Here is a 12,624-nt window from a genome sequence, read left to right on the forward strand (position 1 = left end):
TTTTCCAGAACCTTTCAGGCTGATAAAACGTCTATAATTATAACTTCGTTTTCATATATCCCAGCCAAGAGAGGTGTCAGGTAGGTATGAAAATAAACCGTAAATATATCACCATTCTCAGCATCGCTGTGGCAAGCGTCCTGACGGTAAGCATCATACTATTTTTTACGGATGCTTCGCATCGCTCGGGCCAGAATCATCGCATGAACGACAATATGAACGGACAGGCGCTGATTCAAGTCGGTTCCACCTACATCACGCATACAAATTTAACTGCCTATAAGCATAACCTCGCGCATAACACCGCGCCCCTTCCTGATGACTCCACGCTTCTTAAAGAAATGGCAACGAAGGAATTGATGCTTCAATTGGCCGACGAACAAGGCGTTGCGGCGAGTCTGGAGGATGGAATTCAAAGGGCCAAGGCGCTTCGGCAAACGCTCCAGACCCAGCCGCGGCAGGTGCAAGAACAACACCTGCGCATACTGGATACGATGGGCATCAGCGAAGATCAGTACTGGGAAGACTACTCTCCGCCAGAATATCGGGATATGTTATCGATCGAACGATTAGTGAAAAAACTGACGACGGATATGAAGACAAACCAGCCTGACGTCATAACCAGCACACAGCAACTGAAGGATGAACTGCTGCACACCGCGTTGGATGAACAGCGAATTATCGTGTTGGATCCGGATATTCAATTGAGGTAATGCCGTATTGGTATATAATGGTGTAAAAGTCCATATACCGCCATGGGAGGATAATATGAAAAAACGTTTCTCTTCTGTTCCTGCTTTTGCACTCGGCGCGATTGTCGGCGTGGCGCTGACAGCCGGCACGGCCGTTGGCGCTGCTGTTTATCTAAAGGCCGTACCGTCCCATTCCAAAATCCTGGTCAACGGATCGGAAGCCAAGATGTCCGAGTCCCCCGTTGTCATTCAGAACAAGCTCTATGTCCCCTTGCGGAACTTCTCGGAAGCGCTTGGATATCAGGTCGGCTCTGTCGGTGCCGATGCGATCGGGATTATTCCCAAATCCTCGAATGGAGAGGCAATCCCCGTCGACCCGACTACACCTTCCCAGTCGGAAGGAACACCTGCTCAAGAACGCCATTTGGTGAAGAATCTTGGTAAGATGATCGAAATGAATGGCGAATTGAATATGCAAAAGATTTATATTGTTATCGCTGCCGGTGAAGCGAAGCTGTATTCCCAAGATGAAGCAACCGGCAACGGACTGCTGCACTATTTGATTCTAAACGGCGATTCTTCCCTTTACGAGCCGTTTGTACAGATGGACGGAAAAGCCGGTGAGTTTGATTACAACCTGCAAAATTCCGATGGTCAAACACCGCTGCATCTGGCTGTCATCCACAAAAATGACTTTTTCATCGACAAGCTGCTGAACCAGCACAAGGTGGATGCCTCCATTCAAGATGCATCCGGAAAAACAGCGCTGGACTATGCCGAAAAAGACAGCAAGCCATACAAAACGCTTTCAGCCTACATAAACAAGAACAGCAAGTGATTTCCGAATGCTGCACAGCGCGTGAGCCCCACCGTTTACCGCAGTCTCCCCTTTCGATGCAGCACTTCATATTCTATCGGAAGCCCGCTCACCTGGCGGGCTTTTGCTTTTGCGGTTATCGGGTTAAAGCCCCGTCCCATTTTTCACAGCCTAACTGTAACTTTATGCCCTGGTTATACGTGTGTTACATAGAGGGGAGGACATGAAACTGAACAGTCTGGAATCGATTTATCAATATTACGTGAAAGACGTTTATCGTTACTTGTACTCCCTCTCTTACGATCACCATACGGCCGAAGACCTGGTACAGGAAACCTTTTACCGGGCATATCTGTATCTCGAGGATTGGAAGGAAGAACGAATCAAGCCATGGCTATTTCGGGTTGCCCATAACGCTTATGTGGATTATCAGCGCAAAGCGAGCCGAAGCATCGTCAAGGATGCTGGTTTTTTCGAGCAGATGGTTGATCGGAACACCCCGGAAAATGCGCTGCTCCAGCAAGAAGTCCAAAGAGAAATCGGACGGATGTTAACCGATATTCCGGAGAAGCAGCGGCAAGCGGTGCTTCTGGTGGATTTTCATCAATTCTCATACCAGGAGGCGGCGGATATTATGGGCATCACCTTATCCCATATCAAAATCACGTTATTTCGGGCCAGGCAGCGGCTGCGGGAAATGAAACGAAAGGACGGGACGTTATGAGCGAGGAATTCAAGCAGCGGCTGAAGGATTATGCAGATGGCAAGCTGTCTGACGAGGAAAAAATCGAAATCGAACGGGAAATGGAGAAGCTGGAGGAATACCAGGCTTACGTGAACGAAATGATGGATAACGAAGGTTCGAGCGATGCCAGCCCTCCACATGCCGCTGACGATCAGGCCGGCCTGTCGCCTAAGAAAGAAAAACGAATCGTGCGCAGGGGCAAATGGAAAGCCCGAATCTCCAATACGCTGACGGTGATATCGGCGTTTCTGGCTATAACGGTCATTAGCTCGATCATTACGGCGTTGTTTTACGGGGTCGGCGATCCGAGCCGAAACGATAAATACCGGGATGCCATTGCTTCCGCCATCTCGATCTCCCATCCTAACATAGAGGTTCCACTAAACAGTCAGGGTAAAATCTTCTTCATGCAGGAAGTGTACGGGGATATAGACAAGAAAGTAGGGAAAGAACGTGTGACCGTCGGCGAATACACCGTCAACTTCCTGTTCGGTCTGCCGTCCGTCGACGTGGACTGGAATTCTCGCAGTTCTAGTCCATCATCCGTATTCTACAGACCGGACAGCCCATCGGAGGCGTCTTCAGTGGACAAAGAAGAAGATCCCAAGGAACAGTCAAAAGAACAGAACGCTGTCACCTCTTCTGCCAAGAGCGGGGACTGGTCCAGGCTTGAAAAACTCCCCGAGGGCACCGTAGCCGAGGCTTATGTATCGTTTAACCGCTTCTTCACGACCGACGAGCTGCTGAAGCAGTTCGAGAACCGGAATATGGAGGCCGTCTGGTTTGCCGTAGATACCGGACCGGATGAACGATTCGGCGGCGGAGACGATGTGATCTCCAATCCTGTCGGCTTTCCGTCTTATCCCGTCTGGCATCATGATGATTTGACGATTACCTCCTATAAGGAAGAAAAACGCGGTTGGTTTGGCAAAATCGTGTCCAGCGGCGGACATTACCCTTCAATAGAAACCTATGGAGACGGGGAACTGCGGAATGAACACTTCATCAAATCGCTGCGGCTGCTGCAAGAATATGACCTGATTGCCGACCGGGTGGCTCCGTTTGTTGACGTAGATGCTTCGTTAGCTTACGTGGAACAGAACGGCGTTCGTCTCTATGGTGCCGTCATTACCGGCCCCGTTAAGGAGCTGTTGACCCTGCGTGAGGTATCCTGGGTCCGCGACCTGCGGGTCGGAGAAGTGCGGCTGTGGAATTGGACCGAGTGATGGTCTTCTGGCGAATGCCGTATACTTCAACAGGCTTGCTGACATGAATATTGTCAACAGCCATCCAGGCCACTCCCCGACTACGCACCGTGCACCACAGGGAGCCGTGCACACGACGTGGCAAATCACATAAGGACAACAGCTATCCCGGACTCCCCTATTTTGAGCCCGGGATTTTTGTTATTCATATAAATGATTCAGGTCATGAATGATCTGCGCTGTCAGCACTTGCCTCATGTGACCATAACTCCATTTGCTGCTTCCTCTCCCGCTCCTCTCGGATGCGGCGGTCCCTCTCCATCGCTTCAGCAATATAGTCTCGCGGCTTCAGCTTCCCGTTGATGTTCAGCAAAATGCCTATCATAATGAGCTGCAAAATAGCAATAACAACCAGCATAAGAGTCCTCCTTGAACATGGTCTATTCTCTTCTTTGCTCTTCTAAAAACATTCCTAAATGATATAACACTTTCCCCGGGTGTAAAGTTGGTTCGTATCCGCGGGTTTGGCTGCCGGATGTATCGGAGCAAATCAGCCCAATTCTGGCGTGCGCCTCTGAAATTCACATCATGAATTCATAAGTGTTCGCATCCCGGGGTTCTTATCCATATCCTGCGCTTTGCCAGACTTCCGAGAATCCGGTAAACTGGTAGAACGATAACCGAAATACGAAATGATTGGTGAATTTCATGACATCCATACCCTTTTATAAACGCCCATACGGCGGTGAGCGTCAGGATATTCCGTTTGCCAAGCTGGCTACCTTCGAGAACAGCCAGGACCTGATCAGCGATGACGCGCCGGATGCGGCTTTTTTTCGCGGCTTGGAATCACAGGGGCTGCTGCTTAATCGCGCCCAAATCCAGGCCGTACGACATACGCAAGGACCGCTGCTTACGCTTGCAGGCGCGGGTTCCGGGAAGACCTCCGTGCTGGTCAGCCGGACAGGCTACCTCATTGCGGCCAAAAAGATCGATCCGTCTTCCATCCTGCTTGTCACCTTCTCATCCAAGGCGGCAGCCGAGATGAAGGAACGCATCATGGCGCTTCCCGGCTTACGGGCTAGCGAAACCGCCAAAGTAACGGCAAGAACCTTCCACTCCTTCTTCTTGTACTTGCTGCGCACCCGCGGCTACAGGCAGGAAATCCTGAGCAACTCCAGGCATCAGCAATTTATTATGAAGCGGATCCTGCGGGAAATGGGCTTGCAGGATAGCTACGAAGCCGAGACGCTGCTATCGCTCTGGTCGGCCCATCGAATGAGTATGACCGGACTTGACGAGCTGCCTGTCAAAACACCTGCGGAAGTGGAGCAAAGGCAAATCTTCGCCCGTTATGAAGAGTGGAAGGAAGACCACGGCCAGATGGATTTCGATGATATTCTGGTCATGTCCTACCGTCTGCTGTCTCAGGATGCCGGATTGCTGGCCTCCCTTCAAAGGCGGTACCGTTATGTGATGGTCGACGAGTTTCAGGATACGGGACTGCTGCCCTATGAGCTGCTGAAGAAGATGGTCGCCCCGCATCGCAACCTGATGGTTGTCGGTGACGATGACCAGACCATATATGGCTTCAACGGGGCGCGTAACGAATTCATTCTGGAATTCGACCAGACGTTTCCCGGGGCCAAGGTGGTGACACTGGATATCAATTATCGATCCCTCTCCTCGATCGTCGGGCTGGGGAATGAAATAATCCGCGTCAATGAACGCCGCCGTCCCAAGCAGCTGCGGTCTACCCGCAAGAGCAGCAGCGTACCGCTGTACCTTCGTCCAGGCGATCCCGACCAAGAAGCGGAGCTGCTGCTGACCCATATTACCGAACAGGTCCGGGAGCACGGAAAGCAGTACCGCGATCATGCGATTCTGTACCGAACCGCGAACAACAGCCGGGCTATTTTCGAACAGCTCGTGATGCGGGAGATTCCGTTCATTCATTACGAGAATGGAGATCTGTTCTACGAGCAGTGGATTGTCAAACCGCTCATGGACCATCTGCGGCTGTCGCTGGACCGGCGCAATTTTACGGCAATGGAGGGCATGCTCCATACGCTGTACATGAACCGGGACAAAGGCATGGCTTTCATTCGGCAGCAGGATGCTCCGCGTCCCAAGAAGGGCCCTCTATCTCATCTTCTATCCTTTCCTGGCCTGAAGGATTTCCAGGTCGAGAATATTAGAGATCGCACAAAGCTCATTAAGGGACTAAAGGCGATGGAGCCCCTTCAGGCCGTACAGGAAATGAGGCGGCAATTCTATGACAAGTTTCTGGAGGCAGACGAGCGGCAGGAGATCACCCTCCATAAGGAATTCATACAGGAAGGACTGGATGAGTTGGAGGCTTCGGCGAAGCGCTTTGGCGATATAGCTGAGTTCGTCGAATTTGTTGATCGACTGATCATCATTCATAAGGAAATGGCGGCTATGAAACGGGACGAGCATGCCGATGCCGTCCGGTTAATGACGATCCATAAATCCAAAGGGCTGGAGTTTCCCTCGGTATGCCTGATCGGGGCAAGCGAGGGCATTCTGCCGCATACGTCCGCTTTGGACGCCGAACGCAGGGACGATCAGCGTCCGCTGTCGGGCAAAGAGGATAAGGCGCTGGATGCGCTTGAAGAGGAGCGCAGATTGGCTTATGTTGCTATCACGAGGGCACGGGATGAACTGATTATCAGTTCGCCGGGCTTTTATCGGGGTCGAAAAGCGGAGGTTTCCCGCTTCTTCCGCGATGTGTTTGTCACGGACGAGCAAAGCAAACAAGGCAACAGCATACAAAGCAAGGGCGGCGGGTCAACGGCGCGCTCGTCGTTTACGCCAAAACGCACGATCCGCATAGAGTCCTCTACCTCAACCTCAACCAAGCGCTCATCCCTGCCTTCATCTGCTGGGCGGGCAACGGTGAGCGCTGCCAGTCAGAGGAGCCAACCCATCGGTACAGGCTCCGCTCCCAGCTTACAGCATCAGGCTGCACCCGCTGCGACGGAGATCGTCGACGTGTGGTTGTGCACCAGCGCCAATTGCAAAGGCTGGCAGCGAGTCAACAAGAGAATCCCTGCTGGCACACGGGATCGGGAGAGCAAGGCCTGTCCTTTATGCCAGTCGCCTATGAAACAGGGGCGTAAAGAAGTTCCGGTGCATCAGAGGCGTTAGGGACCAGTAGTTCCTGGAATTACCGAAAATAATGACAACGATCATTTTTCTGCAATCATGAATCCGTATGCTAGTAGGTTGCTATCCAATATACAAATAAGGACCGACCCTTTTCGTTCTTCAGCGAACGTATCAGGTCGGTCCTTTTACTCTTCATTGTTTTATTACCCCGATTTTGTAAATATATATGGAAGCGTATACAGAATAAGCTACAATTAGACTTATGAATACGTCTGATCCTTAAGCTTCAATACATACCAAGGAGGAATGCCGTCATGATTAAAGGTATCGCCCATCTGGCGTTCGATGTCGCCGATATGGAGAAGTCTCTGCATTTTTACTGTGATATTCTTGGTTTCACCCGTGCTTTTGATATTCCTAACGATCAGGGCGAGCCCTGGATCGAATACATTAAGGTGCGTGAAGGACAGTTTATCGAATTGTTTTACGGTGGGCAAAAGAAACCGGAGCAAGTGGAGCGGCCCGTCGGATTCTCCCATCTCTGCCTCGAGGTGGAACATATCGAGCGCATCGCGGAGCATCTCCGCAATCAGGGTGTGAAGCTGGACGCCCCGCCGGTCCAAGGGAAAGACTTCAACTGGCAGTGCTGGGCAAGGGATCCGGACGGCAACCGGATCGAATTCATGCAGATGGATCCCAAATCGCCGCAGATGAACGGTTAGGGCCTTAATCGGCACAGCTAGCAGCGCGTTCGGCGCGAAGGCATTCCGGCAGCTGACTCTTTATGATCGCAAGGTCATCCCATAAGCTTTGGGTTGGCCTTGTTTTTTCTTGTCCAGAATGTAGAGATAGGCTGTGTCATTAAACATCTTGCCAACCTCTGTTAATCCGGCTACAATATAACCACCGAATTATTCAAATTTGAATAATATGTACATAGTTGAATATGGAAAAGGAGTATCCTTAACATGAATGCACAACAAAGCAACATCAAATTGGTCGTGGCTGGTCTGCTGCTCGGCATCTTCATGGCCGCCATCGATAACACGATTGTAGCGACCGCGTTATCGACGATTATCCGCGATCTTCAGGGCTTCGACCAAGTCGTCTGGGTAACCTCGATCTACATGGTTGCCGTTATGGCCGGCACGCCGATCTTCGGCAAGCTGTCCGATATGTACGGACGGAAGCGGTTCTTTATATTCGGGCTGGTTGTCTTCCTGATTGGTTCCGCCCTCTGCGGGATGGCGAACAACATGACAGAGCTTATTATTTACCGGGCGATTCAAGGAATCGGCGGCGGTGCTCTTATGCCGATTGCGTTTACCATCGTCTTTGACCTGTTCCCGCCGGAGAAGCGCGGTAAAATGACGGGTTTGCTCGGTGCCGTATTCGGTACCTCCAGCATTATGGGACCGCTGCTGGGTGCTTTTATTACCGACAGCATCGGCTGGGAATGGATATTCTATGTCAATGTTCCGATCGGGATCGTATCCTTTATCTTCATCATGACTTCCTACAAGGAGTCCCGTTCCCATGCCAAGCAAAAGATTGACTGGACGGGGGCTGCAACGCTTGTAGGCGCGATCATCTGCCTGATGTTCGGTCTGGAGCTGGGCGGGCAAACCTATCCATGGGATTCACCGCAAATTCTGGGGTTGTTCGGGGGATTCATTGCTCTGTTTATCGTGTTTCTGTTCGCAGAGACCCGAGCAGCCGAACCCATTATTTCCTTCCAAATGTTCCGTAAACGCCTGTTTGCTTCGAGCAATATCGTTGCCTTGTTCTATGGAGCAACCTTTATCGTGGCAACCATCTACATCCCGATCTTTGTGAGCGGAGTGTACGGTGGATCGGCAACTAATTCTGGCCTCATTCTGATGCCGATGATGCTCGGCAGCGTATTCGGCAGCCAAGGCGGCGGTATGCTGACAACCCGGACTTCGTTTAGAAACATCATGATTCTGTCCGTCTTGTGCTTTATCACTGGCATTTTCTGCCTGAGCACGATCAGCCCGGATACGCCGCGCTACCTGTTAACGCTCTTCATGGTCCTGACCGGCTTTGGCGTCGGGTTCTCGTTCTCCACGCTCAGCATGGCCTCCATCCATAACTTTGATGCCAGACAGCGCGGTGCGGCAACATCGACGAACTCCTTCCTTCGCTCCTTCGGCATGACGGTGGGGATTACGATCTTCGGGATCATCCAGCGCAACGGCCTGAACAACCGGCTCGCGGATGCCGGAGGAAACGCGCCGGCCGGTGCCGAGTTAAATGCGGATGCCGTCCTTTCACCTGAAGTGATGGGGCAGCTCCCGCCGAACGTGCGTGAACAGATCACGGCTTCCTTGGCGGATTCCATTGCGAATACGTTCTTGTGGGCGCTTGTGCCTGCGGTGCTGGCTCTGGTGTTCGTGCTCATGATGGGCAACGAACGGGTGACCGTTCCTGCCAAGGCCAAGGGAGCCTAATGGCATGTCAATGAAGCTGGCCATCCTGGGCTTGCTGCTGGAAGGAGACCATCATCCGTACGAGATTCGGATCAAGATGAAGGATCGCGGCATGGATCAGTATACAAAGCTCCAGATGGGCTCTCTCTATTACGCGGTAGACCGGCTTGCCGAGGACGGATATATTGAGGCAGTGGAAACCATACAGAGCGATAGCCGCCCGGACAAAACCATCTACCGGATCACGGATGCCGGACGAAAGCTTTTTGAGCAGCTGCTGCTCAAAAAATTCAGGGACATCGAGCCCGTGCACCACCCGCTCTATATTGCGCTGCCGTTCTCGCGACACGCGGACCCGGCCGTTCTGGCCCCGATCCTGCAGTCCCGCATCCGGGAGGCAGAGCATCGGGTGAACCAGGCATATCAATTATACGTGGAACACCAACATATCGTCCCCCGCAGCACCCAGCACCTGATGATCGGGATGTATGAACATGCCAAGACCGACCTGAACTGGCTGAAAAGATTGCATGAAGATCTAGTACAGGGAAAGCTCGGTACGATTGGTGAACCTTTGTTTCCGCCGGAGGAGGGGCCCGAAGAACGATAACTGGAAGAACCCTCCATCCTGATCATGAAATCTCTGAATACGTAAAAAAAGAGCGGGCACTTCCCTCATTCCGGGTTGTGCTCGCTCTTTTTATAGGGAAACGAAATTTAGAACAGGACTTCATCCGGATTGGAGCCAAAACGTTTGTTTTGGTTCAAGCCGTCAATGGCTGCCATATCCTCCGCCGAAAGCTCAAAATCGAAGATGCCTGCATTTTCGCGAATACGATGCTCTTTAATCGATTTCGGAATGACGATGACACCGTTTTGAATATCCCAGCGCAGAATGACTTGCGCCGTGGTTTTTCCGTATTTCTCCGCGATCTGCGCGAGCACCGGTTGATCGAGATTGCCCTGCATCAACGGACTCCATGCCTCCAGGACGATATGGTTCTCGCGTGCATACCCCAGCAGCTCCTTCTGGGAGAGCAGCGGATGCAATTCGACTTGGTTGACAACCGGTACGACACCCGTTTCCTCGATGATATGCTGCAGGTGGCGGATCTGGAAGTTGCTGACGCCGATGGAACGAACGAGTCCTTCTTTTTGCAGATGAATCAATGCTTTCCACGTGTCGAGGTATTTATCTTTTCCCGGCCAGTGCACGAGATACAAATCAACGATATCCAGCCCGAGCTTCTTGCGGCTCGTCTCAAAAGCTTGCAGTGTCTTCTCATACCCCTGGTCATCGTTCCACACCTTGGTGGTGATGAACAGCTCGTCCCGCGAAACTCCGGATTCGCGAATGGCTTGCCCTACGCCCTCTTCATTACCGTAGATGGCAGCAGTATCAATGCTGCGGTACCCTGCAGCGATTGCAGATTTTACGGACTGAATAACCTCTTCGCCTTCTTTGGTCTTCCATACGCCAAGGCCCAACCACGGCATTTTTACGCCGTCATTCAAAGTAGGTCCATCGGTAAAAGTTTGATTGGCCATTCTGAAATCCCTCCTGTTTATGTAATGGAGCGGTTGTAAAGCCGCTTTCTCCAGTATATCAAAATCCCAGTATCCCGCTCAACGTTACACCACTTGCCAGGGTTGCTTTCATTTTTTAACTACATTTAACCGGGGTTTAAACTTCGTCCGTTACAATGGAATCTATCTTATACGCTATTATATAAACCGCAATTAAGATCATAACCTGACAAGCAGACGATCTGCAGTGGTCCAGGATTAAGGCGAATTCCCCACTCGGGTACGCAGAGAGAATATCCTGTAGAAATCGAATAAAGGCCGCTGCATCGGCCTTTTCTTCTTCCCGGTGATACACCTGCCCGGTTTCATAGTTAATCGCACCAAACAACTTGGCGCCTTCGTGTTTGCCGTACGTTGGCACTTTGCGTTGTCTGCCACGAGGGAACCAATTGTAGTGCAGCGCTTGATAGGAGCGAATCATCAATTCGTCTTCAAAGAGCAAATGATCGATCTTTTCGGCTTCAACCTGCTTCTTGAGTTGTACGAAGGTGTGCCCATGCGTTTGGTATGTTTGCCAATAGATGCTGATGGTTTGACGCGCGCGGCTTAGTAGACCACCGGTCTCATCAAACGCATGTCCTTCCAGACGAAGACGGACCGCCAGATACCTTTCGCAGAGTCGTTTATCTGATGTTTGTTTGGCGATTGGAGTGACCTTGGTAGTTTCTTAGTTGCGTTTTATTATAGCGATTTATTTGTAATCGAACGCATCCATGGTATCGCACGTAACATGACCCAACTCATTAGCGGATTTTTAATTGAGAATCGTTTCATCATCGCTTTTGATGCTTCAACCTCACGAAAGGCATACTTGCTCATTCCCTCATGATAGGAGAGGATCGCCCTCTCAAGCGTTTCGCCTTGGATCGCCATGGCTTCAAGCTTATCCGCGAGAAGTGCCGCGTCACGCAATGCTGTGTTACCTCCATGCGCTCCGGTAGGGGGCATGGCGTGGACCGCATCTCCCATAAATACAACTCGGGAGACTGGCCACATATCCGGTTTTTTGGCCACTCTAAATCTTACTGGCATGGTATAGTCGACATCAGCCCGCTCTACAAAACGTTGGACAACCGGATGAAAGTCGCGTACGGCCTCTTGTGCAAGGCGTTGCAGCGCCTCGGCGCCAAGTTTCTCTTGATATTCCGGAAACTGTTCTTTCGGCAGCAGAATTCCCCACATCACGTAATCATCATTTATTGGCGGTGCTTGGTTCACTCCATGACGCGCAAAAGCCGTTTGCGGTGCCTCACCGAAGCGCATTGCGGTAAAAAAGAATCCGCGGCCGGATGGGCCCATTGCGAAAACTCCGCTGGTTTCCAGAGGATGAGGAACTAGCGATTGTCCATTATGAACGAGGAGCGAGCGGCCATAAATCCCCCAGCTGTTGGTATCATCCGGCTCACAGTCGGGCAAAAGCTGCTTGCGAAGGGCCGAGTTAACACCATCCGCACCAACTACGAGTGAAGCACGGATACAACTTCCATCCGAAAAGTAAAGTGTTGCTCCATCCGATGTTGTCTCAGCACGCAGCGCCTCCTTGCCGTAATGCACCCTATCTTGAAGTCCCTCGAGCATAATGGTGCGGAGAGTTTGGCGATCCACCTGCCGCGGCGTTCGCAAGTCAGCACCGCTCGGATCGCCTTTAAAAGTGAGTCTGAATACCTCGCCAAGCTCTTTGTTAGTTACGCGAAAATAGCTCGCTTTGTCCGTAGGGGAAGCGGTGGCAAGAAACAGCTTAAATAAGTGAGGCGGCAGGCATCGCTGAAGAGCTGCGATACCGTGCTCGTCAACACTGATTCGATATCCTTGGCGACGGATATGTGGAGCAGGATCGCGTTCATAAATTTGCACATCAAACCCGGCATGAAGCAACGAATGTGCCAGGCACAAGCCACTTAACCCGGCACCGGCTATGGCCACTGAAATTTCGGACATATTACAGCCATCCCCTTTTAAGTTTGATTATCAATCGTTTAATTGGTAAAATGAGATT

12 protein-coding genes are annotated in these 12,624 nt (G+C 51.4%); 8 read left to right on the plus strand and 4 right to left on the minus strand.

The annotated features are described in order from the left end of the window. Nucleotides 1-86: 86 nt before the first annotated feature. The 4 genes from PLA01S_RS20100 to PLA01S_RS20115 all read left to right on the plus strand — a co-directional run bounded on the left by PLA01S_RS20100 (nt 87) and on the right by PLA01S_RS20115 (nt 3,480). Nucleotides 87-713, plus strand: coding sequence for a phage tail tape measure protein (locus tag PLA01S_RS20100; protein WP_127593733.1), 627 nt, complete (start codon nt 87-89; stop codon nt 711-713). Nucleotides 714-768: 55 nt separating this feature from the next. Continuing rightward, nucleotides 769-1,530: a stalk domain-containing protein gene (locus PLA01S_RS20105; protein ID WP_127593734.1), complete on the plus strand. Its 762-nt coding sequence runs from the start codon at nt 769-771 to the stop codon at nt 1,528-1,530. A 202-nt stretch (nt 1,531-1,732) separates the two neighbouring features. After that, on the plus strand, nt 1,733-2,233 hold the full coding sequence (locus PLA01S_RS20110) for a sigma-70 family RNA polymerase sigma factor (RefSeq protein ID WP_127593735.1): 501 nt from the start codon (nt 1,733-1,735) through the stop codon (nt 2,231-2,233). Next, complete coding sequence (locus PLA01S_RS20115; protein WP_127593736.1) at nt 2,230-3,480, plus strand: anti-sigma factor; 1,251 nt, start codon at nt 2,230-2,232, stop codon at nt 3,478-3,480. The genes PLA01S_RS20110 and PLA01S_RS20115 overlap by 4 nt, the downstream gene beginning before the upstream one ends. A gap of 202 nt (nt 3,481-3,682) precedes the next feature. Here PLA01S_RS20115 and PLA01S_RS20120 read toward each other — a convergent pair whose 3' ends face one another. After that, the gene (locus tag PLA01S_RS20120) at nt 3,683-3,877 is read right to left on the minus strand and encodes a hypothetical protein (protein ID WP_127593737.1); all 195 of its coding nucleotides are present in this window, start codon (nt 3,875-3,877) and stop codon (nt 3,683-3,685) included. Between the two features lie 290 nt (nt 3,878-4,167). On the opposite strand from PLA01S_RS20120, the gene PLA01S_RS20125 reads away from it, so the two are divergent. From PLA01S_RS20125 to PLA01S_RS20140, 4 genes are all read left to right on the plus strand, one after another. Continuing rightward, nucleotides 4,168-6,630: a UvrD-helicase domain-containing protein gene (locus tag PLA01S_RS20125; RefSeq protein WP_127593738.1), complete on the plus strand. Its 2,463-nt coding sequence runs from the start codon at nt 4,168-4,170 to the stop codon at nt 6,628-6,630. A gap of 275 nt (nt 6,631-6,905) precedes the next feature. After that, nucleotides 6,906-7,313 carry a VOC family protein gene (locus tag PLA01S_RS20130; RefSeq protein WP_127593739.1) on the plus strand — a complete coding sequence of 136 codons (408 nt, stop codon included), beginning with the start codon at nt 6,906-6,908 and terminating at the stop codon, nt 7,311-7,313. 246 nt (nt 7,314-7,559) lie between these two features. Further along, nucleotides 7,560-9,062: an MDR family MFS transporter gene (locus PLA01S_RS20135; RefSeq protein WP_127593740.1), complete on the plus strand. Its 1,503-nt coding sequence runs from the start codon at nt 7,560-7,562 to the stop codon at nt 9,060-9,062. Between the two features lie 4 nt (nt 9,063-9,066). Then, nucleotides 9,067-9,651, plus strand: a complete 585-nt coding sequence (locus tag PLA01S_RS20140; RefSeq protein ID WP_127593741.1) for a PadR family transcriptional regulator — start codon at nt 9,067-9,069, stop codon at nt 9,649-9,651. Nucleotides 9,652-9,758: 107 nt separating this feature from the next. On the opposite strand, the gene PLA01S_RS20145 is transcribed toward PLA01S_RS20140, so the two are convergent. The 3 genes from PLA01S_RS20145 to PLA01S_RS20155 all read right to left on the minus strand — a co-directional run bounded on the left by PLA01S_RS20145 (nt 9,759) and on the right by PLA01S_RS20155 (nt 12,566). After that, nucleotides 9,759-10,589 carry an aldo/keto reductase gene (locus tag PLA01S_RS20145; RefSeq protein ID WP_127593742.1) on the minus strand — a complete coding sequence of 277 codons (831 nt, stop codon included), beginning with the start codon at nt 10,587-10,589 and terminating at the stop codon, nt 9,759-9,761. Nucleotides 10,590-10,725: 136 nt separating this feature from the next. After that, a complete protein-coding gene (locus PLA01S_RS20150) occupies nt 10,726-11,070 on the minus strand; it encodes a transposase (RefSeq protein WP_272868162.1) in 345 nt (114 codons plus the stop codon). A gap of 239 nt (nt 11,071-11,309) precedes the next feature. Next, a complete protein-coding gene (locus tag PLA01S_RS20155) occupies nt 11,310-12,566 on the minus strand; it encodes an FAD-dependent oxidoreductase (protein WP_127593744.1) in 1,257 nt (418 codons plus the stop codon). Nucleotides 12,567-12,624 lie beyond the last annotated feature (58 nt).

Origin of the sequence: Paenibacillus lautus NBRC 15380 (assembly GCF_004000945.1) — a bacterium.
GTDB lineage: Bacteria > Bacillota > Bacilli > Paenibacillales > Paenibacillaceae > Paenibacillus_AQ > Paenibacillus_AQ lautus.